This is a genomic window from Pseudomonas sp. R2-37-08W, assembly GCF_003851705.1.
In the GTDB taxonomy this organism is placed as follows: domain Bacteria; phylum Pseudomonadota; class Gammaproteobacteria; order Pseudomonadales; family Pseudomonadaceae; genus Aquipseudomonas.
On sequence record NZ_CP027728.1, the window covers coordinates 4,606,253 to 4,628,914 of the forward strand.

General features: G+C 59.5%; 19 protein-coding genes and 2 tRNA genes. 10 read left to right on the forward strand and 11 right to left on the reverse strand.

Annotated elements, in window-relative coordinates; translation table 11 throughout:
* The first annotated feature begins 2 nt into the window (after positions 1-2).
* Together C4J93_RS21240 and C4J93_RS21245 are read left to right on the forward strand one after the other, a co-directional pair.
* Entirely contained in the window at positions 3-1,157 is a 1,155-nt protein-coding gene (locus C4J93_RS21240; RefSeq protein WP_124430917.1) for an efflux RND transporter periplasmic adaptor subunit, read from the forward strand.
* Positions 1,154-4,192 (forward strand): multidrug efflux RND transporter permease subunit, encoded by a 3,039-nt coding sequence (locus C4J93_RS21245; RefSeq protein ID WP_124430397.1) that lies wholly within the window; start codon positions 1,154-1,156, stop codon positions 4,190-4,192. The genes C4J93_RS21240 and C4J93_RS21245 overlap by 4 nt, the downstream gene beginning before the upstream one ends.
* 120 nt (positions 4,193-4,312) lie before the next feature.
* Here C4J93_RS21245 and C4J93_RS21250 read toward each other — a convergent pair whose 3' ends face one another.
* From C4J93_RS21250 to colR, 5 genes are all read right to left on the reverse strand, one after another.
* Positions 4,313-4,540: a hypothetical protein gene (locus C4J93_RS21250; RefSeq protein WP_124364233.1), complete on the reverse strand. Its 228-nt coding sequence runs from the start codon at positions 4,538-4,540 to the stop codon at positions 4,313-4,315.
* Positions 4,537-5,256 carry a lipopolysaccharide kinase InaA family protein gene (locus C4J93_RS21255; protein WP_124430398.1) on the reverse strand — a complete coding sequence of 240 codons (720 nt, stop codon included), beginning with the start codon at positions 5,254-5,256 and terminating at the stop codon, positions 4,537-4,539. Before C4J93_RS21255 ends, C4J93_RS21250 begins: the two co-directional genes overlap by 4 nt.
* A 4-nt stretch (positions 5,257-5,260) precedes the next feature.
* Positions 5,261-5,941 carry a class I SAM-dependent methyltransferase gene (locus C4J93_RS21260; RefSeq protein ID WP_124364235.1) on the reverse strand — a complete coding sequence of 227 codons (681 nt, stop codon included), beginning with the start codon at positions 5,939-5,941 and terminating at the stop codon, positions 5,261-5,263.
* Between the two features lie 188 nt (positions 5,942-6,129).
* Complete coding sequence (locus C4J93_RS21265; protein WP_124430399.1) at positions 6,130-7,410, reverse strand: HAMP domain-containing sensor histidine kinase; 1,281 nt, start codon at positions 7,408-7,410, stop codon at positions 6,130-6,132.
* Positions 7,400-8,083, reverse strand: a complete 684-nt coding sequence (gene colR / locus C4J93_RS21270) for a two-component system response regulator ColR (protein ID WP_124364237.1) — start codon at positions 8,081-8,083, stop codon at positions 7,400-7,402. The genes C4J93_RS21265 and colR overlap by 11 nt, the downstream gene beginning before the upstream one ends.
* A 200-nt stretch (positions 8,084-8,283) precedes the next feature.
* On the opposite strand from colR, the gene C4J93_RS21275 reads away from it, so the two are divergent.
* Together C4J93_RS21275 and C4J93_RS21280 are read left to right on the forward strand one after the other, a co-directional pair.
* Positions 8,284-10,233: an LTA synthase family protein gene (locus C4J93_RS21275; protein WP_124430400.1), complete on the forward strand. Its 1,950-nt coding sequence runs from the start codon at positions 8,284-8,286 to the stop codon at positions 10,231-10,233.
* A gap of 51 nt (positions 10,234-10,284) precedes the next feature.
* Positions 10,285-11,004, forward strand: a complete 720-nt coding sequence (locus tag C4J93_RS21280) for a phosphatase PAP2 family protein (RefSeq protein ID WP_124430401.1) — start codon at positions 10,285-10,287, stop codon at positions 11,002-11,004.
* A gap of 79 nt (positions 11,005-11,083) precedes the next feature.
* Here C4J93_RS21280 and groL read toward each other — a convergent pair whose 3' ends face one another.
* The 5 genes from groL to C4J93_RS21305 form a co-directional block, all read right to left on the reverse strand.
* Positions 11,084-12,730 carry a chaperonin GroEL gene (gene groL, locus C4J93_RS21285; protein ID WP_065887544.1) on the reverse strand — a complete coding sequence of 549 codons (1,647 nt, stop codon included), beginning with the start codon at positions 12,728-12,730 and terminating at the stop codon, positions 11,084-11,086.
* A 51-nt stretch (positions 12,731-12,781) separates the two neighbouring features.
* Positions 12,782-13,075, reverse strand: coding sequence for a co-chaperone GroES (locus C4J93_RS21290; RefSeq protein ID WP_124364240.1), 294 nt, complete (start codon positions 13,073-13,075; stop codon positions 12,782-12,784).
* A gap of 248 nt (positions 13,076-13,323) precedes the next feature.
* Entirely contained in the window at positions 13,324-13,800 is a 477-nt protein-coding gene (locus C4J93_RS21295) for an FxsA family protein (protein ID WP_124364241.1), read from the reverse strand.
* 66 nt (positions 13,801-13,866) lie between these two features.
* Positions 13,867-14,598: a HugZ family protein gene (locus C4J93_RS21300; RefSeq protein ID WP_124368220.1), complete on the reverse strand. Its 732-nt coding sequence runs from the start codon at positions 14,596-14,598 to the stop codon at positions 13,867-13,869.
* A 102-nt stretch (positions 14,599-14,700) separates the two neighbouring features.
* Positions 14,701-15,708: a DUF481 domain-containing protein gene (locus C4J93_RS21305; RefSeq protein ID WP_124368221.1), complete on the reverse strand. Its 1,008-nt coding sequence runs from the start codon at positions 15,706-15,708 to the stop codon at positions 14,701-14,703.
* Between the two features lie 193 nt (positions 15,709-15,901).
* Between C4J93_RS21305 and C4J93_RS21310 the strand changes: the two genes are divergently transcribed.
* The 4 genes from C4J93_RS21310 to C4J93_RS21325 all read left to right on the forward strand — a co-directional run bounded on the left by C4J93_RS21310 (position 15,902) and on the right by C4J93_RS21325 (position 20,698).
* On the forward strand, positions 15,902-16,216 hold the full coding sequence (locus C4J93_RS21310; RefSeq protein WP_256657927.1) for an MGMT family protein: 315 nt from the start codon (positions 15,902-15,904) through the stop codon (positions 16,214-16,216).
* Between the two features lie 43 nt (positions 16,217-16,259).
* Positions 16,260-17,792: an AmpG family muropeptide MFS transporter gene (locus C4J93_RS21315; protein ID WP_124430402.1), complete on the forward strand. Its 1,533-nt coding sequence runs from the start codon at positions 16,260-16,262 to the stop codon at positions 17,790-17,792.
* A 216-nt stretch (positions 17,793-18,008) separates the two neighbouring features.
* A complete protein-coding gene (locus C4J93_RS21320) occupies positions 18,009-19,724 on the forward strand; it encodes a proline--tRNA ligase (protein WP_124364246.1) in 1,716 nt (571 codons plus the stop codon).
* 20 nt (positions 19,725-19,744) lie between these two features.
* Entirely contained in the window at positions 19,745-20,698 is a 954-nt protein-coding gene (locus tag C4J93_RS21325) for a hypothetical protein (protein WP_124408069.1), read from the forward strand.
* A gap of 127 nt (positions 20,699-20,825) precedes the next feature.
* On the opposite strand, the gene dinB is transcribed toward C4J93_RS21325, so the two are convergent.
* A complete protein-coding gene (gene dinB, locus C4J93_RS21330) occupies positions 20,826-21,884 on the reverse strand; it encodes a DNA polymerase IV (RefSeq protein WP_124430403.1) in 1,059 nt (352 codons plus the stop codon).
* 279 nt (positions 21,885-22,163) lie between these two features.
* Between dinB and C4J93_RS21335 the strand changes: the two genes are divergently transcribed.
* Both C4J93_RS21335 and C4J93_RS21345 read left to right on the forward strand, forming a co-directional pair.
* A tRNA-Met gene (locus C4J93_RS21335) sits at positions 22,164-22,240 on the forward strand.
* A 270-nt stretch (positions 22,241-22,510) separates the two neighbouring features.
* Positions 22,511-22,587, forward strand: a tRNA-Met gene (locus C4J93_RS21345).
* Positions 22,588-22,662 lie beyond the last annotated feature (75 nt).

Genomic DNA, 22,662 nt, shown 5'->3' on the forward strand with positions numbered 1-22,662 from the left:
CCATGCCGGGCCGCCGGATGATTATCATGCTCAGCCTCGTTCTGTCAGTCGTGCTGATGCTCGCCGGCTACAAGACGTACTGGATTTATCAGCAACTGCAGCTTTTGCATGGGCCAACGCCACCCGTCAGTGTGGCGACGTCCAATGCCTTTGAAATCCCCTGGCAGCGCCAAATGCCTGCCGCGGGCACGCTCAAGGCGTTGCAAGGTATCAACCTGAGCACTGAGGTGCCCGGTGTCGTCACACAGTTGCACTTTGAGTCAGGGCAAAGGGTCGAGGCTGGACAGACCCTGCTGCAGCTCGAGCACCAAACCCAACAGGCAGAGTTGGACGTGGCAAAGGCCGACCAGCGCCTGGCCCGTCAGAACTTTGAGCGCGGTCGAAAACTGGTGGACATCAGCGCCATCTCCAAAGGCGAATTCGATCGGCTCGGTGCTGAACTCAACCGCAACACTGCCCTCGTTGCACAGCGCACCGCAGCGCTGGAAAAGAAACACATCACCGCCCCTTTCACCGGCACCATCGGCATCCGCCAGGTCAACGTGGGTGATTACCTGCAAAGTACCCAGGTTATCGCCAGCCTGCAGGACACACGCCGCCTTTACGTGGACTTTTATGTGCCCGAGCAAGCCGTTCAACTGATCAGGATCGGGCAGCCGGTTCAGGTTGAGGTCTCGGCACGCCCAGGCACCTTCAGCATCGCCGAGGTGAGCGCCATCAACCCGATCGTCGATGACAGCACGCGAAATGTGCTGGTGCGCGCGACGCTGCCCAACCCACGCGACGACCTGCTCCCGGGAATGTTCGCCCATTTACGGGTGCTGCTGGACGAACCGACTGCGCAAACCGTGATCCAGGAAAGTGCGATCGCTTTCAACCCTTATGGTCAGTACGTTTACGTGATAACCCGAGGCAACAACGGCGAGCCGCAGGCCTCCGATAACGGCGATACACCGCAACTGATAGCCGAGCAGCGCTTGATCGAAACGGGCGAGCGTCGCAATGGCCTGGTGGTGGTTTCCAAGGGGCTGAGCAAGGGCGAACAGGTGGTCACCGCCGGCCAGCTCAAACTGAAACACGGCACACCCGTGCGGATCAGCATTGACCGAAGCCAGCCGGATGGGCAGCCGATGCCACATCAGGAGGGCGCAGAATGACCTTCACCGACCGGTTCATCCGTCGCCCGGTACTGGCCGTGGTGGTCAGTCTGTTGATCGTGCTGCTGGGCTGTCAGGCCTACGAAAAACTGCAGCTGCGCCAGTTTCCGCAGATGCAGAACGCGCTGATCACTGTCACCACCGTCGCCCCGGGTCTGAGTGCGCACACCATCCAGAGTTACATCACACAACCCTTGCAACAAAGCCTGGCCAGCGCACAGGGCATCGACTATATGACGTCTTCCAGTCGCCAGAATATCTCGATTATCTCTATCTATAGTCGGCTCGACGCCGACAGTGACCGCTTGTTCACCGAGCTGCTGGCCAAGTCCAATGAAGTCAGGAACCAGTTGCCCAGCGGGATTGAGGATCCGGTGCTGAGCAAAGTTGCCGTGGACAGCACCGCACTGATGTACCTGAGTTTTTCCAGCAAAACCATGAACAATGCTCAGATCACGGACTACCTGCAGCGCGTGGTCCAGCCGCGACTGGTGACACTGCCGGGCATGGCGCAAGCGCAGATCATCGGCAGCCAGAGCTTCGCCATGCGCCTGTGGCTCGACCCGATAAAACTCGCAGGGTTTGGTCTGAGCGCCGCTGACGTGACCCAGGCAATCAGACGCTACAACGTACAATCTGTCGCGGGGGACCTTACCGGCGAATATGTCGTCACCAGTGCGACCACCAACACCGAACTGCAATCGGCCGAGGGGTTCAGTGCGATTCCCGTGAAAACCGACGGCGACAATCAGGTGCGCCTGGGAGACGTCGCACGCGTGGAGCTGGGCTCGCAAAATTACGATAGTTTCAGCACCTTCAATGGCACCCCTGCGGTTTATATCAGTATTCAAGCCACACCCGACGCCAACCCCCTGGAGTTAGGCAAGCGTGTCCGCGAACTGATCCCACACCTGCAATCGCAGCTCCCACCCGACTTGCATTCGGATATCGCTTACGATTCGACGCTTTACATCAATGCCTCGATCGACCAAGTGCTGTCCAGCCTGGTAGAAGCCGTACTGATTGTAGTGTTGGTGGTGTTTTTGTTCCTGGGCTCCTTGCGCTCGGTGATCATTCCCGTCATCACCATTCCGCTGTCGCTGATTGGCACCTTGTTCCTCATGCAGCTGATGGGCTATTCCATCAACGTCCTGACGCTGCTGGCCATGGTTCTGGCGATCGGCCTGGTAGTCGATGACGCCATCGTGATGATGGAAAACATTCACCGCCACATCGAACAGGGTAAGTCCCCACTTGAGGCCGCGATCAAGGGGGCAAGAGAGGTTTGCATCCCGGTGGTGTCGATGACCATCACGCTGGCCGCAGTCTATACACCCATCGGTTTCATGCAGGGCCTGACCGGGGCGCTGTTCAAAGAGTTCGCCCTGACCCTGGCCGGCGCTGTGGTGATTTCCGGGATCGTGGCGTTGACGCTGTCACCGATGATGTGTGCCATTTTGCTGCGCCCTGAAACACAGCCACAGGGCCTGACGCGGGTGCTGGACCGATTCTTCAACGCGTTGAAAACGCGCTATCAGCGCCGTCTGCACCAGATCATGCAAGCGCAGTCCGTGGTAGTGGTATTCGCCGCGCTCGTACTCTGCCTGATCCCCGTCATGCTCACGTTCACCCTCTCGGAGTTGGCGCCCGACGAGGACAAGGGCCTGATTTTTATCCTGTCCAATGCGCCCCAACCGACCAACCTGGCGTACCTGAACCGCTACACCCAGGACTTTATCGAACCGTTCAAAACCTTTCCCGAATACCAGGCATCCTTCCAGATCAATGGCCTGGACGGCGTACATTCAGGCGTTGGCGGCTTCCTGCTCAAACCCTGGGAGGAACGTGAACGTACACAGATGAGCGTCCTGACACCCTTGCGTGAAAAACTCGACAACAACCCCGGCCTGCAAGTCTTCGCGTTCAATCTGCCTTCCTTGCCAGGCACAGGTGAAGGGCTGCCCTTTGGCTTTGTCATCAGCTCCCAGCAGGACCACAACTCGATGATCGGCGTGGCCGAGCGCATCAAACAACGCGCGATCGACTCAGGAAAATTTGCCTACGTGGATATCGACCTGGCCTTCGACCGACCTGAAGTAACGGTCGAAATTGACCGGACCAAGGCCGCCCAGATGGGCGTGTCCATGGAGGATCTGGACCTGACCTTGAGCACCCTGCTGGCTGAAGCGGAAATCAACCGATTCAGTATTGACGGTCATCTCTACAAAGTGATTGCTCAAGTGGAGCGCAGCTATCGGGACAACCCCGCCTGGCTGAGCCAGTACGCAGTCAAAAACGCCAAGGGCCAATTACTGCCCTTGTCGACGCTGACCACAGTCTCCAGCCCACAGGTTCGGCCACGGCAGTTGAATCAGTTTCAACAGCTCAATTCAGTCACGGTGTCGGCCTTTCCGATTGTGGGTATGAGCAACGCACTGCAGACCCTGCAAACCATCGCCCAGGAGGAGGCGCCAGCGGGCTATACCTTCGATTACCGCAACGCGACACGTCAGTTCGTGCAGGAGGGAAATGCGCTATGGGGCACGTTTGGCCTGGCGTTGGCGTTCATCGGCCTGGTATTGGCGGCGCAGTTTGAAAGCCTGCGCGATGCCCTGGTGATACTGGTGACGGTGCCGCTGTCGGTATGCGGTGCATTGGTCGCACTGTTTCTGGGTTGGTCCACCCTGAATATCTACACGCAAATCGGGCTGGTCACGTTAATCGGCTTGATCAGCAAGCACGGCATCCTGATCGTCGAGTTCGCCAATCAACTGCGCAAGGAAAAAGGCCTGTGCGCGCGCGCTGCGGTCGAACAAGCGGCTGCGATTCGCCTGCGGCCGATTCTGATGACGACGCTGGCAACGGTGATGGGCGTCGTCCCGCTGATTTTTTCCAGCGGTGCGGGTGCGGTCAGTCGGTTCGATATCGGCATGGTGATCGCCACCGGCATGTCGATTGGTACCCTATTTACCCTGTTCGTCCTGCCGACGGTGTACACGGCGCTGACCAAAGCTGACAACGTGCCCTCTCAATAGCGTGATCGGTGAGTGCGCCTTCAGTTCACTGCAGTGACTTGCGCTCACCCGATTGCCCCCGCTGAGTCCCAAAAAAAAGGGCCTCGCATCGCGAAGCCCTTCCTGGGGGGTTCAATCGTTTCAACTCTGCGGCCTCATCGCTTGAGACATCCCGAACATGAATAACAGCAATTCATGATCGGGTTTGGCCGCCACACTGACCTTGGCGACACGTGGCTGCAGGCATAGCCCACCGCCTTGCGCCGCACTGAGTACCTGTGTGCGAGGCTGTTCCCACGCAGCCAGGGCGAGGGCTGCAATGCCCAACGCCCCGACCAGGAACACACCTCGTGCTATTTCTAGCTTCATCTGGTTAAACCCTTGATAGCGCTGCCAAACGCCGTCTCATAAAAGTAGCTGAGTTTTTTCCAGTCGGTATCGTTCCACGACGAATGGCGGCGCAATTGCAGCATGTCGTGGGAGGCGGCCCGATAAGCGGTCAAGCGCTGGCGACATTTTTCAAAGTCCAGCAACGCCACTTCCACGGTCACCGCATCGCCCTCGCCGGTGACCCGTACGAAGATGTGCTTGATATACAGGCAACCATGCTGCCAGCGCCCTTTGTGCATGCGCGCCAGGGTCCCGGCCAGCTCCTTGAGCAGGCGTTCATGCACCTCTTCGCCGTATTGCTCGCGACCACCGGCGGCGTACCAGTTTTCGATCTCGTCGAAACCGTCCAGCGAAGCGGTGACCAGCAAGGCTTTCCATTGATGCTCGGGGTCGCGTCGCGCTTCGCAAAACACCATCTCCGGCACCCGTACATCGAGCAAGCGCAGGCCCCTGAGGGCATCACGTTCACGCAACACGGTCGGACGTCCAAACGGATGCAGCCAACTGCGGTAGATGTGGCCGGTCTGGCGCTTGCAGTAGAGCAAACGGCCGTTGGGGCTGACCACCCGCTGTACGCCACTTTCACCGCCACGCCGACGATTGGGCTCTTCCACCCATTCGCCCTGCTGGCGCCAGAAAAAATCAAATCGTTCTTCGGGAGCTACATGACTGCCGACTACGCACTCAACTGCCATCCTGTTACCTCTTACGCAATACATAGACTCGCCACATGGCGTAGAGCGGCATGAAGTCCAGGGATTCCTGGACCCGGAAACCGGCCTGCTCGAATTCTGCCTCGACAGTAGCAGCCGGTAACACAAACCGGTTTTGGTAACCTTCCTGCTCACCTTTCTTACGACGACGCACTTCGGCGCGCTTGCGTTTCCAAGCCTTGAAATTGCCATCCACCCACAGCGAGATAATCACGCTGTCACGGGTAACACGTTGAAACTCCCGCAGTATTGTCATCCTGTGCGCTGGGTCACCGATGTGGTGCATCAAGCGCATGCAGAAAATACTGTCGACCGAATTATCTGGCAGATCGATATCAAAGGCAGATGTCTGCAAAGGACGTACCCGTTTCACCACTTCCGGCGGTTGGGCCACCGTGGCGACCTTCAACATCGACGCCGAATTGTCGGCCCCGATAATCACGCGGTTGGGTTTCTCGGCCAGCAACGGCCAGAATCGCCCTGCACCACACGGCAGGTCTAACACCAGGCTTGGCTCACCGGCCATGGCCAGCGCCGCGCGCGCCAGCTGCTCGTCGCGTTTGTGGGACCACCGGCGGGCCAGATTGTCCTGATGCTTGAGCAAATAGCGGTGAGCGTGGTTATCGTCGTACTTTTCAGAAAACTCTAACTTGATCGGCGAAGGCATCTTACATCTCCAATTACTGATGCCTACAACCCTAAGCAGCGAACTGTGATCAACAAGTCAACTCGTTGTGAAAAACTTGTCCTGTCCAATTGCATACATTTCAAGACTTTACAGAAACATTCAGTAGCATCGGGCCATCTTCGCTGAAAAACCGGCGTCGTGCAGCAGCAAAGTGACAGACTGAACGGTCAGGTTTTGACTTGAGCCAATTCGACATGAAAACGGCAACCATTGGGCTCCATGGTGCTCAGGGTCACGCTCCAGCCTTGGTTCTCACAGATGCGCTGCACCAGCGACAAGCCCAAGCCCAGCCCCTCGCCGCGCTTCTCGCTGCCCCGCACAAACGGCTCGAACATCGCCTCACGCTTGTCTTCAGGAATGCCCACGCCGGAATCCTCCACCACAAAACCGCTGGGCTCCAGGGTGAGGCGGATAAACCCTTGCTCGGTGTAATGCAGTGCATTGCGCAACAGATTGCCCATCACCGCATGCAGGAAGGTGGTGTTGTAGCGTGTGTCCAGCGGATTGCCGGGGCAGTAGATCAGTTCAAGGCCCTTTTGCTCGATGGGCCCGCGCCAGATCCCGAGCAGGTCCTCAGCCACCTGTGTCAGGTTGACCTGGGCCGACATGGCGGCATCGTCATGCTGGGCACGGGCGAGCATCAGGAAGGTCTGCACCAGCTCGCGCATTTCTTCACAGGCCCGGGCGATTCGCTGGACCTGGTTACGCCCCCGTTGATCGATTGCCGGGTTCTCCAGCAACAGCTCGCAGGAACTGGCCAGCACCATCAAGGGGGTGCGCAATTCATGGCTCACATCGCTGGTAAACAACTGTTCGCGAGACAGCGCCTGGCGCAAGCGACCCAGGGTGGCATCGAACGCCACCGCCAACTCACCCACTTCGTCGGCCGCATAATCCGGTGCCAGAGGCGGGGCAAGCCCGAGCAACTGGTCGCGATGGCGCACCTGGCGCGCCAGCCGTACCACCGGCGCCATCACCTTGCGCGCCAGCACCCAGCCGAGAAACACCGCCAACGCCAGGCTGAGCACGAAGCCCACCAGCACCACGGCAAACAGGACGCGCTCGCGCTCTTCGAAATCGCTCTGGTCCTGCAGCAGCACATAACGCCGGCCATCGATCACCTCGACCATGGCGTGGTATGACAGCGACTCGCGAAACACTTCATGAAAGCCTGGGTCCAGATGCCGCAGGTCCTTGGGCAGCTCGAAATCGCCGGGGCCGCCGCTGAAATAAAACAACTGGTCGGGCTCGGGGCGGTGTCGCCAGTCTTCCATGCTGTCCATCAACAGCAGCCGTTGCAGATCGCCGCCCAGGCCCGCCGAAATCAACTTCTCTTCCACCAGGTGCACCGTCGCGACGATGCCCATGGCGAAAGCCCCCGCTACCAACGCGCTCATCAAGGCAAAGGCGATGATGATCCGCTGGGCAAGGCTTTGCTTAAACTCCATCACGGCCCTCGGCGAGGCGATAACCCACACCGTGCACCGTTTGCAGCAGCGGCTTGGCGAAAGGTTTGTCGATCACTTGGCGCAATTGGTGAACGTGGCTGCGCAGGCTGTCGCTGTCCGGGCAATCATCGCCCCACAAGGCTTCTTCGAGAATTTCCCGACGCAATACGTGCGGGCTTTTCTGCATCAATACTGCCAGCAGCTTCAGGCCGACCGGGTTGAGCTTGAGCATGCGCCCTTCGCGCGTGACCTCCAGGGTGTCGAGGTCGTAATGCAGGTCGCCCACTTGCAACACACGCCGCCCGCCACCCTGGGCCCGGCGCAGCACCGCTTCGATGCGCGCGGCCAGTTCGGACAAGGCGAACGGCTTGAGCAGGTAGTCATCGGCCCCGGACTTGAAGCCCTGCAGCCGGTCGTCCAACTGGTCGCGGGCGGTGAGCATGATCACCGGGGTGTCGCGGCGTGCATCTTCACGCAGGCGTTTGCACAGGGTGTAGCCATCGATGCCGGGCAGCATGATGTCGAGCACGATCAAGTCGTAATGCTCGGTGGCGGCCAGGTGCAGGCCCGACAAACCGTCCTGCGCACAGTCCACTGTGTAGCCTTTGAGCCCCAGGTAATCGGCCAGGTTGGCCAGAATATCGCGGTTGTCTTCAACCAATAAAATTCGCATGGGCAGTGTCTCCGTACGCGGTAACGGCCGTGTTGGCTCGCGCAGCTTAAGGCCAAGTGCGGCTCAGGGATAGAGCGGCGAGCCCCGTCGATAAAGGTTTTCAACTGATTGGGCAGCCAAACGAGTTTTTCACTATAGCTTCACAAACTGACTACAGTGTCAGCGTGAAGATCGCCGCCATTGATAAAAGGAAATTTGACATGGGGCTCCCCAAAACCGCGCCTGTGCGCTATTTGCTGTTGATAACCGGCGCCTGGCTGGTTGTTTTCCTGCTCACCCGTAGCGTGCTGCTCATCACTCACCTGGATGAAGTCGGCGGTAACCTGCTGCCGGTGTTCGGCGTGGGCTTGCTCTACGACTTCGGCTTCCTGGCCTACGCGGCGTTACCGCTGGGGCTGTACCTGTTGCTGTGCCCGCCGGCGCTGTGGCGCCGTCGCGGTCATCGCTGGTTCCTGCAAGCGCTGCTCACGGTGAGCCTGTTCGCGATGCTGTTCACGTCGGTGGCCGAATGGCTGTTCTGGGATGAATTCGGCGTGCGCTTCAACTTCATCGCCGTTGATTACCTGGTGTACTCCGACGAGGTGTTGAACAACCTGCTGGAGTCCTACCCGATCGGCAAGCTGCTCAGCCTGCTGGCGATGCTCGCGCTGATCCTCAGCGTGGCCCTGCGCAAGCCCTTCAACGCCGCGATGGCCGCGCCCCTGCCGGCGCTGCGTGGCCGGTTGGTGAATGCCGTGGCCTTACTGGTGGTCGCCGGCCTCAGCCTGCAATTGATCAGCCAGGACAGCCCGCGCACCCAAGGTGGCAACGCCTACAACAACGAACTGGCCAGCAATGGCCCCTATCAGTTCTTTGCCGCGTTCCGTAACAACGAACTGGACTACACGCAGTTCTACAAAAGCCTGCCAACCGATGTCGTCGCCAAGCAATTGCGCGCCGAACTCAGTGAGCCCAACGCCCGTTTCATCGACCAGGACCCACTGGATATCCGCCGCACCATCACCAACCCGGGCACGCTGCGCAAGCCCAATATCGTGTTGGTCACCATCGAAAGTTTCAGCGCCAAATACATGGGCAGCAACGGCGACGAGCGCCACCTCACGCCCAACCTCGATGCGCTGCGCCAACAGAGCCTGTACTTCAATAACTTCTATGCCACCGGTACGCGTACCGACCGTGGCCTGGAAGCCATCACCCTGGCAGTTCCTCCTACGCCTGGGCGCTCTATCGTCAAGCGCATCGGCCGCGAAAGCGGTTTCGCCAGCCTGGGGCAGCAGCTTTCCGCCATTGGCTACGACAGCGTGTTCGTCTACGGCGGGCGCGGTTACTTCGACAACATGAATGCGTTTTTCAGCGGCAATGGCTATCGCGTCGTCGACCAGAGCAGTGTGCCTGAAGCGCAAATCTCGTTTAAAAACGCCTGGGGCATGGCCGACGAGGACCTGTACAAACAAACCCTGAATCTGGCCGATGCCGACTACGCCAAGCAGCAGCCGTTTTTGCTGCAGTTGATGACCACCTCCAACCACCGTCCCTACACCTATCCGGACGGGCGTATCGATATCAAATCCGGCAAGGGCCGTGACGGCGCGGTGAAATACACCGACTACGCCATCGGCCAGTTCCTCGACGCCGCGCGTCAGAAGCCCTGGTTCGATAACACGATCTTTGTGTTCGTCGCCGACCACACCGCCGGCAGCGCAGGCAAGGAAGATCTGCCGATCACCAACTACCAGATCCCCCTGTTCATCTATGCACCGAAGCTGATAGACGCCCGGGAAACCGCGCAACTGGCCAGCCAGATCGACCTGGCGCCGACGCTGCTGGGCTTGATCAACCTGAGCTACGAGTCGACGTTCTTTGGCCGCAACCTGTTGCAAGACAACCCGCTGCCACCGCGCGTGGTGGTCGGCAACTACCAGCACCTGGGCCTGTTTGACGGCACGAACCTGGCGATTCTCAGCCCGCGCAAAGGCCTGCGTCGTCATGACCAGGCGCTGGCAGACAGCCAGGAACTGCGCGTCGGCAGCGACGACCCGTTGATCCAGCGCGCAATCACCTATTACCAAGCCGCCAGCTACGACTACAAGCAACAACTGCTGAGTTGGAGAGCCCCCAAGGAAGAGGCCCCAGCCCTGAGCACACGCTAATCAAAACGTCCCGTGCGGGTGAGTACGGGACGTTTTTTACCAAGGTCCGTCATGAAGCCCCCCGCCTCCCAACGCGTTTCTAAACCGCTTAATTTTTGGCTGTGTCTGGGCCTCCCCGGCGGCGCCGCATTGGTCTTGCTGCTTCTGCAGCTGACCTCGCTGGACATGGACCTGGCCAAACGCTTCTACGATGCCGAGCAAGGCGGCTTCATCGGCCGCTATAGCTTCTTTCTCGAAGACATCCTGCATGATCGCGCCAAGCAACTGGTGATCCTGTTTTCGGTACTGGCGATTCTCGGGCTGGTCGGCAGCTTCATCCTGCAGCGACTCAAGCCCTACCGCCGCGAACTGGTCTGCCTGGTGCTGTCCCTGGCAATGGCGACGGCCTTTGTGGCGCCGTTGAAAACCATCACCGCCGTGCAGTGCCCCTGGAGCCTCAAGGAATTCGGTGGCCAGGAAACCTACAGCGAGCTGCTTAGCCCTCGCCCGCCTACCGACAAACCCGGTCGCTGCTGGCCCGGCGGGCATGCGGCAACCGGTTTTGCCTTGTTCGCCTGGTTTTTTGCCCTGCGCGATCGCCGGCCACGCATGGCGCGCAACGCGTTTATCTTCGCGGTGGGCTTGGGCAGCGTGTTTTCCGTCAGTCGCATGTTGCAAGGGGCGCACTTTTTTTCCCACAACGTCTGGACGGCGATTTTCTGCTGGCTGATCTGCCTGGGCATGTATTGCCTACTGTTGTACCGGCCATCGAAGCCCGCCACGTCCCATTGACGGCTTGCGCAACACCCATAAAAAAACCCCGCCTGCATCGCTGCAGGCGGGGTTTTTTAACTAGCCGGGTAAGGCTGGCTTACATCATGCCGCCCATACCACCCATGCCGCCCATGTCTGGCATACCGCCGCCGCCAGCGCCTTCAGCCTTAGGCTTGTCGGCGATTGCAGCTTCGGTGGTCAGGATCAGGCCGCCGATGGACGCTGCCGCTTGCAGCGCGGAACGCGTCACCTTGGTTGGGTCCAGGATGCCCATTTCGATCATGTCGCCGTAGACGCCAGTCGCAGCGTTGTAACCGTAGTTACCTTTGCCGTTCTTGACTTCGTTGACCACAACGCTTGGCTCGTCGCCGGAGTTGGCAGCGATCTGGCGCAGCGGTGCTTCAACGGCACGACGCAGTACAGCGATACCGACGTTCTGGTCGGCGTTGTCGCCGGTCAGGTTGGTCAGGGCTTCCAGAGCACGGATCAGCGCAACGCCACCGCCAGGTACCACGCCTTCTTCAACGGCTGCACGGGTTGCGTGCAGGGCGTCTTCAACGCGGGCCTTCTTCTCTTTCATTTCGACTTCGGAACCGGCGCCAACCTTGATCACTGCAACGCCGCCGGACAGCTTGGCCAGACGCTCTTGCAGTTTTTCACGGTCGTAGTCCGAGGAAGTTTCGGCTACTTGAGCGCGGATCTGAGCGATACGCGACTCGATGTCACCTTCAACGCCAGCACCGTCAACGATGATGGTGTTTTCCTTGGAGATGGTCACGCGCTTGGCGCTACCCAGGTTTTCCAGGGTGGCGCTTTCCAGGCTCAGGCCGATCTCTTCGGAGATCACGGTACCGCCGGTCAATACGGCGATGTCCTGCAGCATGGCCTTGCGACGGTCGCCGAAGCCTGGAGCCTTGACGGCCGCAACCTTGACGATGCCACGCATGTTGTTCACAACCAGAGTCGCCAGGGCTTCGCCTTCAACGTCTTCGGAAACGATCAGCAATGGGCGGCCGGCTTTGGCAACGGCTTCCAGCACTGGCAGCATTTCGCGGATGTTGGAGATCTTTTTGTCGACCAGCAGGATCAGCGGGCTGTCCAGCTCGGCAACCATGGTGTCTGGCTTGTTGACGAAGTACGGGGACAGGTAGCCACGGTCGAACTGCATGCCTTCTACAACCGACAGTTCGTTTTCCAGGCCCGAGCCTTCTTCAACGGTGATCACGCCTTCTTTGCCGACTTTTTCCATGGCTTCGGCAATGATGTCGCCGATGGAGCTGTCGGAGTTGGCGGAGATGGTACCTACCTGAGCGATAGCCTTGGTGTCAGCGCATGGCTTGGACAGGTTTTTCAGCTCGGCAACGATAGCGATGGTCGCCTTGTCGATACCGCGCTTGAGGTCCATCGGGTTCATGCCGGCAGCGACGGCCTTGTAGCCTTCGTTGACGATGGCCTGAGCCAGTACGGTCGCGGTGGTGGTGCCGTCACCGGCGTCATCGTTGGCACGGGAGGCAACGTCTTTGACCAGCTGCGCGCCCATGTTTTCGAAACGGTCTTCCAGTTCGATTTCTTTGGCGACGGAAACGCCGTCCTTGGTGATGGTCGGAGCGCCGAAGCTCTTCTCGATGATCACGTTACGGCCTTTCGGGCCCAGGGTCGCTTTTACTGCGTCAGCCAGGACGTTGACACCGGTGAGCATTTTTTTGCGGGCGGAGTCGCCGAATTTAACTTCTTTAGCAGCCATGATCGATATTCCTTAAATACTTTGGAGTAAACGGGAAAATGAGCGGGGAAATCAGTCTTCCAGTACGGCGAGAATTTCGTTCTCAGCCATTACCAGCAAGTCTTCGCCGTCGATTTTCACAGTGTTGCTGCCGGAGTAAGGGCCGAAAACAACCTTGTCACCCACTTTCACGGCCAGCGCACGTACTTCACCGTTTTCCAGAGCCTTGCCTGGACCCGCAGCAAGAATCACACCGTGGTTGGCTTTTTCAGCAGCCGAACCTGGCAGAACGATCCCGCCGGCGGTTTTCTTTTCTTCTTCACTGCGACGGATGACGACGCGGTCATGCAGAGGACGAAGCTTCATTGTCGATCTCTCCTAATTGTGTTTTTCATCGGCCGGTATCAATTCCGGCGGGTTAAATTCCGGCGGTGCCGGTCGCGGCTCGCTGGGCGAACCGCGGAAGTCTGTCTAGTGTCACCACCAGAAACCTTGCGGTGACCGTTACATAAGGGCGCCCAGGCTTATTACAAGGGCCAGCGCAGGAAATTTTTTTGGATTGACTCAAGGATGAATGCAACACGGCACCCGAAGGTGCCGTGCCGGTGAAGCGGTTATTTGTTGTCGCGGTGTTCGAATTCGCCTTCGATCACATCGCCTTCACGCCCCAAGGGCTGGCGCGGGGCCGGGCCGCCACGGGGTTGCAGGTCGTCGGCAAAAGCACGCTGGCGCAGGGCCGCTTCTTCGGCACGCTGGCGCATCTTGCCGGCCAGCAATTTGCGCGTGACCGGCAGCAGCATGACCAGGCCCACCACGTCGCTGATGAAACCCGGCAGAATCAACAGGCCACCGGCCAGGGCCATCATCAGGCCTTCGAGCATGGTCTGGGCGGGCAGCTCGCCGCGGTTCAGGCTTTCGCGGGCACGCAGTGCCGTCGCCAGCCCGGCGACGCGCAGCACCAGCACGCCGAGCATCGAGCCGAGAATGATCAGCAGCAGAGCCGGGAAAAATCCAATCGCACCGCTGACTTGAACGAATACGAACAGCTCCAGCACCGGGAACAATAGAAAAAGCAACAAAAAAGGGCGCATCAAATGGTTCCTCAACGCAAGAATGCCTTGCTAGTTCACCTTAGATGACGTCGCCTTTTCGTGAATTCAAGCACTAACGTCTGATTTTTTCGGCCAGGATTCGGCGTGAGCCAATGAAACCAAGGCTTCGCGTACTTGTGTCGGCGTGTTGCAAGGTTCGCCAAACGGCAGCCAGTGCAGGGCCTGGCCGATACGCAGGTGCATGCCTTCGCTGTCGATGCCGGCCAGTTGCGCAGGCTCGGTCGTCGGTAAACCGGCAAGGTTGACGTAATGGGCGATGGCCTTGGCGTGATCGCTGTTCATGTGTTCGATCATGCTGCGTTCGGCGTTGCCCGCGAACGGATTGGCCAAGGTCAGGTGGTCGACCCAGTGGATCGCGCCAAACCCGCCGATATACCGGTGGCGCACTGGCTGGAGCACCCAGAAATCGAAATCGTGGGCCTTGTGGTAGTTGGCCGACTCGGGGAAGTAACGGTAATAGCGCTCGGCGGCGGCTTCGATCGCAGCGGCGTCGTCGAGTTTTTCGGCTTGCGCCAGGTAGGTCAGGCGCCCGACGGCCTGCACATCGTCGGCTTCGCGCTCACCCACCAGCAACGAACACTTGGGGTCGTTCTGCAGGTTGTGGGTGTGCTGGGCGATGCGACTGATCAGGATCAGCGGCCGGCCCTGCTCGTCGAGGCAGTACGGCACGACCGAACCGAAGGGAAAACCGGGCATGGCTTTGGATTGTGTGGCCAAGGCCCCACGGTATTCCTTGAGCAACAGCTCTCGGGCGTTCCTGGCAACGTGCGCGCTCAATGTATGACTCCTGGGTTGTTTCGCCGCCCATGGCATATGGGAATGGATCTCAACACAAGGTAATCAATATCCGCGCAGGTTGCCAGGGTGCTCGATGCCGCGTTACCAGGCCACGCCAAACCCTGCGGTGTAGCGGGTCTTGCTCAGGCTGCTGTCGGAGTCGCCGCTGATGACGTCGCGCTCGGCCTTGAGATTGAGCGAGGCCCATTCGGTGACCTTGTAGCGCAGGCCCATCTCGGCATCCAGGGCATACTCGGCCGGACCGTCGATCGGCTTGCCCAGCTCGCCGTTGGTGAAGAATTCCACGGTCTTGCCTACCAGGTAGCGGTTGTAGTTCCACTTCATGGCCAGGGAATAGAAGTTGTCCTTGCCGCCATCGGCGTATTCGTAATCGGTGCGGTTGATCAGAGAGCCGAGGGAGAACGCCCCCAGTTCATCGTCCCAGAACTGATAGCCCGGGCCGGTACCGACGGTGCGTTGGCGCGCCAGGTCTTCAACCTTGTCGCGCTTGTAGGTCAGGCGGCCCTGCCAGAACCAGTGCTCGGTGATGAAGCGGTCCAGATCGTATTCCAGGGCCCAGTTGTCGGTGGTGGTGACGTCGTCCTGGAATTCGCGGTTGTATTCGCCCTTGCCGGTGTGGCGCCACTGGCCGTGACGGGCCGAGGTCTTGAAGTCGACGTCGTAGTCGTTGGTGTCTTTGTCGGCACGCTTGTAGTCCAGCGCCAGGTCGATGTTGCCCTTCCACACCAGGTCTTCGATCACAGGTTTGGGCTTGAGGATCTGCTGGATACTGGCCAGGTCCACGGTCTTGGGCGCTTCGCCATTGGCCAGCACGACTTTGCCATCCTCCGCCGGCTTGAGGGACTTGGCCTTTTCACCGGCATAGGCGTCCTGCTTGACCAGCAACTCCTGGTCGCTCTCCAGGGTTTTCACCTGCTTCCAATCCACCGGGATGGCGCCCCCGTAGCTGGTTTGGATCAGCAACTTGCCGCCGTCGAAAACTTTGATCTTGCCGGTCAGGCGGTCACCGTTCTTCAACCAGACGGTATCGGCGAGCAGGGGCGTGGAAGCACTGAGGACAGCGAGGCACAGCAGGGTTCTGGACAACATAAGCAGATACGGGGCTCGGGGTTGGCGAAAAGAAGGGGCTATCGTCGTGGATAGCCTGAACTGACTCAACTATTTATAGTGAGTTCCATGCTCACCCCCAAGTTTACAGACGTTTCTTACAAAAACACCGACGTTCTCAACGGATAGCCCCACAGTGAATGAACCTGCCGACACCCCGCAAAGCCCCGCCGACATGCGCCGCACCGCGCTATACCTGACCTTGGCGCAAGTGCCGGCAGGTTGCGTCGTAAGCTACGGCGAGTTGGCGCACCTGGCCGGGTTGGGGCGCGCCGCACGCTGGGTCGGGCGTACCCTTAGCCAGCTTCCGGCGGACACCCGACTGCCCTGGCATCGGGTGTTGGGTGCCGGTGGTCGGATAAGTCTGCCGGTGGGCAGCGCCTCAGGTGACGAGCAACGTGCGCGTTTACGCAGCGAAGGTGTCAGCATCCTGAACAATCGCGTTGATATTCAGCGCCATGGCTGGCGCCCGGTAGAGCACAGCGGTTAGAGTGCGCGCTTTGTTTCCGCAAATCTGAGGCAGACTCCAGCCCATGCCCCGTAAAACCTGGCGCGCCGCGCTCGCCGCCTATGCCAGCCCCTCGACGTTAGTGCTGTTGTTGCTCGGTTTCGCTGCCGGCATGCCTTATATGTTGGTGTTCTCGACGCTTTCCGTGTGGCTGCGTGAAGCGGGTGTTGCCCGTGAGACCATCGGTTATGCAAGCCTGATCGGGCTGGCCTACGCCTTCAAATGGGTCTGGTCGCCGCTGCTCGACCAATGGCGCCTGCCATTGCTCGGGAAACTCGGGCGCCGGCGTTCCTGGCTGGTGCTTTCCCAATCGCTGGTGATCCTCGGATTGATCGGCATGGGCTTTTGTGACCCACAAAAACACTTGTCCTGGTTGATTGCCATTGCCGTCGTCGTGGCCTTCGCCTCGGCCACCCAGGACATCGCCGTCGATGCCTACCGCCTGGAAATCGCCGACGACAGCCGCCAGGCCGCCCTGGCCGCCAGCTATATGTCCGGTTATCGCATCGCTGCCCTGCTGGCCACGGCCGGCGCGCTGTTCTTTGCCGAAGGCTTCGGCTCCACCGGTTTCAACTATAAGCACTCGGCCTGGACCGGCACCTATGTGCTGTTCGGCGTGTTGATGGTTCCGGCCCTGCTCACCACCCTGTTGATGCGCGAACCCAACGTGCCGCTGCGCACCCAGTTGCAGGCCGGGCGCTATAGCTTCGTGCATCAGTTGGCGTCAGTGTTCGTGCTGATCGTGTTGCTGGTGTCGGTGCCTGCCATGTTTACCCAGCTGTACAACACGGATTTCGCCAGCGTGCTGTTCCAGGGCGTGAGCCTGTGGGAACTGCTGATGGAAGACCGTGCCTTCCTGCGGGCCATCCTTTATATCCTGCTCACCGCCCTGTGCCTCTCGGCCATGGGCCGCCGTGGCCTGGCGCCGGTGCTGACGCCGGTCAACGACTTTATCCTGCGCTACCGCTGGCAGGCGTTGCTGCTGCTAGGGTTGATCGCCACCTATCGCATGTCCGATACCGTCATGGGCGTGATGGCCAACGTGTTCTATATCGACCAGGGTTTTACCAAGGACCAGATTGCCGGGGTCAGCAAGATCTTCGGCCTGATCATGACCCTGCTCGGCGCCGGCATGGGCGGTCTGTTGATCGTGCGGTTCGGGATTCTGCCGATCCTGTTCATCGGTGGCGTGGCCTCGGCCGGCACCAACCTGTTGTTCGTGATGCTCGCCGACATGGGCCCCGACCTGCAGATGCTGATTGTCACTATTTCCCTGGATAACTTCAGCTCCGGCCTGGCCACTTCTGCGTTTGTCGCCTACCTGTCGAGCCTGACCAACCTCAAGTTCTCCGCCACCCAATACGCGCTGCTCAGCTCGATCATGCTGTTGCTGCCGCGCCTGATCGGCGGGTACTCGGGGGTGATGGTGGAGAAGTTCGGTTATCACAGCTTCTTCATGATCACCTGCCTGCTGGGGGTGCCGACGCTGTTCCTGATTGCCCTGCACTGGTTCCAGGAGAATCGGCGGATTCAGTTGAATCCCCCGCAAGAAGACTGACACTACTAGGTCAATGTGGGAGGGGGCTTGCTCCCGATAGCAGGGTGTCAGTGTCAGATGTACTGGCTGACACACTGCTATCGGGAGCAAGCCCCCTCCCACATTGGATCTTCCACAGTCAGTCAGATCCCCCGCAATGTCACGCCTGTACTCCAGCAGCAACCGCCCGTACAATCCCAAGTCATTTCAAGTCCAAGCAACCGACAACGGCCTACCATGCGTACCAGTCAATATTTGCTCGCCACACAGAAAGAAACGCCTTCCGATGCGGTTGTTATCAGCCATCAGCTGATGCTGCGCGCCGGCATGATCCGCAAACTGGCCTCCGGCCTGTACACCTGGCTGCCCATGGGCTTGAAGGTGATGCGCAAGGTCGAAGCCATCGTTCGTGAAGAAATGAACGCCGCCGGCTCTCTGGAAGTGTTGATGCCGAGCACTCAACCGGCTGAACTGTGGCAGGAATCCGGACGCTGGGAAGAGTACGGCCCCGAGCTGCTGCGCTTCAAGGACCGTCATGGCCGCGATTTCTGCGCCGGCCCGACCCATGAAGAAGTCATCACCGACCTGATGCGCAACGAGTTGAGCAGCTATAAACAGCTGCCTCTGAACCTGTATCAGATCCAGACCAAATTCCGTGATGAAATCCGCCCACGCTTCGGCTTGATGCGCGGCCGTGAATTCATCATGAAGGACGCCTATTCGTTCCATGCCGACCAGGCGTCCCTGCAGGCGACCTACGACCGCATGCACCAGGCCTACTGCAACATCTTCACGCGCCTGGGCCTGAAATTCCGCCCGGTTGAAGCGGACAACGGCTCCATCGGCGGCGCCGGCTCCCACGAATTCCACGTGCTGGCCGAATCCGGCGAAGACGACATCGCGTTCAGCAACGGCTCCGACTACGCGGCGAACATCGAGAAAGCCGAAGCCATCCCACGGGAAACCTCGCGCCCAGCGCCAGCCGAAGAACTGCGCCTGGTCGATACTCCGGACACCAAGACCATCGCGGCCCTGGTGGAAAAATTCAATCTGCCGATTGAAAAGACCATCAAGACCCTGATCGTGCGCGCCGAAGAAGAAGGCAAGCTGATCGCCCTGGTGATCCGTGGCGACCACGAGCTCAACGAAATCAAGGCGGCCCAGCAACCTGGCGTGGCCAGCCCGCTGGTCATGGCCACCGATGCCGAACTGCGCGACGCCATTGGCGCCGGCGCCGGCTCCCTCGGCCCGCTGAACCTGCCGCTGCCGATCATCATCGACCGTTCGGTCGAGCTGATGAGCGACTTCGGGATCGGTGCGAACATCGACGACAAGCACTACTTCGGCGTGAACTGGGAGCGTGACCTGCCGGTTCCGACCGTGGCCGACCTGCGCAACGTTGTGGCTGGCGACCCAAGCCCGGATGGCAAGGGCACCCTGGAGATCAAGCGCGGCATCGAAGTCGGGCACATCTTCCAGCTGGGCAACAAGTACAGCAAGGCGATGAAGTGCGAAGTGCTGGGCGAGAACGGCAAGCCGATCACCCTGGACATGGGCTGCTACGGCATTGGCGTGTCCCGCGTGGTCGCCGCTGCCATCGAGCAGAACAACGACGAGAAAGGCATCATCTGGAGCGACGCCCTGGCGCCGTTCCAGGTTGCGCTGGTGCCGTTGCGCTATGAAACCGAGCAAGTGCGCGAAGCCACCGACAAACTGTATGCCGAACTGACGGCCGCCGGTTTTGAAGTGCTGCTCGATGACCGGGACAAGAAAACCAGCCCGGGCATCAAGTTCGCCGACATGGAACTGATTGGCATCCCCCACCGGATCGTGGTCAGTGACCGCGGCCTGGCCGATGGCAATCTGGAATACAAGAGCCGGACCGAAGCCGAGGCCCAACCGTTGCCGGTGGCTGACGTGCTGTCTTTCCTTCAGGCGCGTATTCGTCGCTGAAAACCAGATCAAGAGAAGTCATGTTCAAGCGAAACACCAGAGCCCTGGGGGGCGCCGCCTTGTGCGGCGCCCTGCTGGTCAGCGGCTGCGCCAACCAGATGTCGCAACGCAGTGAGCACGAGGAGCGGGTCGAGCGTAAGTTGCTCGACCACAGCCTGCAGATCGATGTAGGTGAGCCCAAAGTGCTGGAGCTGCCGCAACGTCGGGTTCGGATTCACGAGCAAAAGACCTTTGAAGTCACCGAATTCGAAGTCACTCGGCGTTACGACCGCTACACGCCCTATCAGCCCTGGCGCAAACTCTACGAGATGCCCCTGGGTGCCGTGGCGCTGGTGGCTGGCGCGGGGGCCAATGTGGTGAACATCTTCGCCCTCGGCAACCTGCCCGCCAGCATGACCCGCGATTGGCTGAGCTACGGCGTGGACGGCATCAACCCGTTCATGAACGTGCAATCCCACGGCCGTGCCCAGCAGAACCTCGCGGGCATCGATGAAGTCCAGCGTGACAAGCGCCTGGAGTATTCGAGCCTGCCCTGGAGCGAACGCCCGGTACAGGTCACCGCCGGCAAGCAGACCCATGAACTGACCACCGACCGCGACGGCGTCCTGCGCCTGAACCTGTTGGACAGTCCGTTTGCCGAACAAGACCTGAACCGCATCACCACCTTGAAGATCAGCGTGGAAGACGGCCAGGACGACGTGCACACGGATTCGACCCTGGCGATCAGCAGCACCCTGCGCGGAAAATTGCTGGAAGCCCATGGCCTGATCTACGACGATTTGGAAGACGACGAAGTCAACCAGTGGGTACACCGGGTCAAGCGCCTCTCGGAGCTGGGCCTGGAAGAAGAAGCCAGCGAACTGGAGCAAAGCCTGATCGAACTCACGCGCAATGACCCAGAGTTGCAGCAGGAGTTTTTGCAGGCGCTGGCCAAGGATGCCGGGCGGTTAGTCGCAGACCCTGACGCACGCTGAGCTTCAAGCCATGTGAAGATCCAAATGTGGGAGGGGGCTTGCTCCCGATTGCGGTGTGTCAGTCAGTACATCTGGCACTGAAACACCTATATCGGGAGCAAGCCCCCTCCCACATTTGCTCCGGTGTCTACCAGGAAAACTCGAGCTGTTCGTTACCGCTGCTCAAATCCAGCAAGCGCACGCCAATCCCCAACAACCGCACCGGCTTCCCACCACGGTTGAACGCCTGGGTCATCAGCTGTTGATAACTCTCCAGGTCCCGCCCTGCCCCGGCCTGCTCCAAAGTGGTCTGGGTAAAGTCATGAAACTTGACCTTCACGAACGGCTTGCCCGCCCGGTAGCTGCTGTCGATACGCGCCATGCGCCCGGCCAGGGTGTCCATGAGTTCGGGCAGTTTTGCCAGGCAGCTTGAAAGATCCGGCAAGTCCACATCGTAGGTATTTTCCACGCTGATCGATTGCCGCCGGCTGTCGTTCTGCACCACGCGGTCATCGATCCCACGGGCGAGGCTCCAGAGGCGCTCACCAAAACTGCCGAATTCGCGCACCAGCGCCAGCTTGTTCCACTCACGCAATTGCAGGCAATCCTCAATGCCCAGGCGCGCCAGCTTGTCGGCAGTGACCTTGCCGACCCCATGCAACTTACTCACCCGCAACTGGGAGACGAAATCTTCGACCTGGTCCGGGGTAATCACAAACAGGCCGTTGGGCTTTTTCCAGTCGCTGGCGATCTTGGCCAGGAACTTGTTGGGCGCCACGCCGGCAGACACGGTGATGTGCAATTGATTGGAAACGCGCCGGCGAATATCCTGGGCGATGCGCGTGGCACTGCCGTCAAAGTGCGGACTGTCGGAGACGTCGAGGTAGGCTTCATCCAGCGACAACGGCTCGATCAAGTCGGTGTAGTCGCGAAAGATCGTCTGGATTTCCTTCGATGCTTCTTTATAAGCATCCATGCGCGGCTTGACGATCGTCAGGTCCGGGCACAACTTCAATGCGTGACGGGATGACATCGCCGAGCGCACCCCATACGCCCGCGCTTCGTAATTGCACGTAGCGATCACCCCCCGCCGGTCTGCCGAGCCGCCGACGGCCAAGGGTTTTTGCGCCAGGCTCGGGTCGTCGCGCATCTCGATGGCGGCGTAGAAGCAATCACAGTCGACGTGGATGATTTTGCGCTGCGTCATATAAACGGGGTGTGAACCAACGGGTGGCCAGTATCGCATCTCACTCCTGTATATAGCACCAGTAGTTTGAATCTTCTGCCTGAGCGGTAAGAAATATCGCAGATGAATTTGTTTTCTCAATCGAATTAGGCCCTCCAATAGAGCTGAAAGCCTCGGCCCGACTGGCTCCGCGCCCCTACCACGCTCGCCTTGGAGAGCTAACCGATTGAACCACAAGCGCTTTTCTTCTATTTTCGGGTTGACACACTCGCGATCCTCTGTAGAATGCCGACACACAGACGCGGGATGGAGCAGTCTGGTAGCTCGTCGGGCTCATAACCCGAAGGTCGTCGGTTCAAATCCGGCTCCCGCAACCAAACATCAAAAAAGGCTACTCGAAAGAGTGGCCTTTTTTGTGCGCGCCTGTTTTACCTCCCTCCCCTGTAGGAGCGAGCTTGCTCGCGAAAAACTTCAACACACCGCTGGCTACCTGAAGCGCTGCGTTATCCTTGACGCCTTTCGCGAGCAAGCTCGCTCCTACAATGAAGTGGCAAGGCCTTGATTTTGAATAAATCAGCGTTAATTTGAGCCATCGACTCATTAACGGTTGACACCTCGCCGCTGGACTGTAGAATGCCGCCCACAGACGCGGGATGGAGCAGTCTGGTAGCTCGTCGGGCTCATAACCCGAAGGTCGTCGGTTCAAATCCGGCTCCCGCAACCAAACATCAAAAAAGGCTACTCGAAAGAGTGGCCTTTTTTGTATCCGGTGAAAAAGTTCTTCTGAAACAATGACATG

Coding starts and splice junctions, on each gene's coding strand:
- C4J93_RS21255 (WP_124430398.1), bottom strand. CDS start 5,256: ATGGCAGTTGAGTGCGTAGTCGGCAGTCATGTAGCTCCCGAAGAACGA.
- C4J93_RS21280 (WP_124430401.1), top strand. CDS start 10,285: ATGAAGCCCCCCGCCTCCCAACGCGTTTCTAAACCGCTTAATTTTTGG.
- C4J93_RS21320 (WP_124364246.1), top strand. CDS start 18,009: ATGCGTACCAGTCAATATTTGCTCGCCACACAGAAAGAAACGCCTTCC.
- C4J93_RS21240 (WP_124430917.1), top strand. CDS start 3: ATGCCGGGCCGCCGGATGATTATCATGCTCAGCCTCGTTCTGTCAGTC.
- C4J93_RS21315 (WP_124430402.1), top strand. CDS start 16,260: ATGCCCCGTAAAACCTGGCGCGCCGCGCTCGCCGCCTATGCCAGCCCC.
- C4J93_RS21260 (WP_124364235.1), bottom strand. CDS start 5,941: ATGCCTTCGCCGATCAAGTTAGAGTTTTCTGAAAAGTACGACGATAAC.
- C4J93_RS21250 (WP_124364233.1), bottom strand. CDS start 4,540: ATGAAGCTAGAAATAGCACGAGGTGTGTTCCTGGTCGGGGCGTTGGGC.
- colR (WP_124364237.1), bottom strand. CDS start 8,083: ATGCGAATTTTATTGGTTGAAGACAACCGCGATATTCTGGCCAACCTG.
- C4J93_RS21265 (WP_124430399.1), bottom strand. CDS start 7,410: ATGGAGTTTAAGCAAAGCCTTGCCCAGCGGATCATCATCGCCTTTGCC.
- groL (WP_065887544.1), bottom strand. CDS start 12,730: ATGGCTGCTAAAGAAGTTAAATTCGGCGACTCCGCCCGCAAAAAAATG.
- C4J93_RS21245 (WP_124430397.1), top strand. CDS start 1,154: ATGACCTTCACCGACCGGTTCATCCGTCGCCCGGTACTGGCCGTGGTG.
- C4J93_RS21310 (WP_256657927.1), top strand. CDS start 15,902: ATGCGCCGCACCGCGCTATACCTGACCTTGGCGCAAGTGCCGGCAGGT.
- C4J93_RS21275 (WP_124430400.1), top strand. CDS start 8,284: ATGGGGCTCCCCAAAACCGCGCCTGTGCGCTATTTGCTGTTGATAACC.
- C4J93_RS21290 (WP_124364240.1), bottom strand. CDS start 13,075: ATGAAGCTTCGTCCTCTGCATGACCGCGTCGTCATCCGTCGCAGTGAA.
- dinB (WP_124430403.1), bottom strand. CDS start 21,884: ATGACGCAGCGCAAAATCATCCACGTCGACTGTGATTGCTTCTACGCC.
- C4J93_RS21295 (WP_124364241.1), bottom strand. CDS start 13,800: ATGCGCCCTTTTTTGTTGCTTTTTCTATTGTTCCCGGTGCTGGAGCTG.
- C4J93_RS21325 (WP_124408069.1), top strand. CDS start 19,745: ATGTTCAAGCGAAACACCAGAGCCCTGGGGGGCGCCGCCTTGTGCGGC.
- C4J93_RS21305 (WP_124368221.1), bottom strand. CDS start 15,708: ATGTTGTCCAGAACCCTGCTGTGCCTCGCTGTCCTCAGTGCTTCCACG.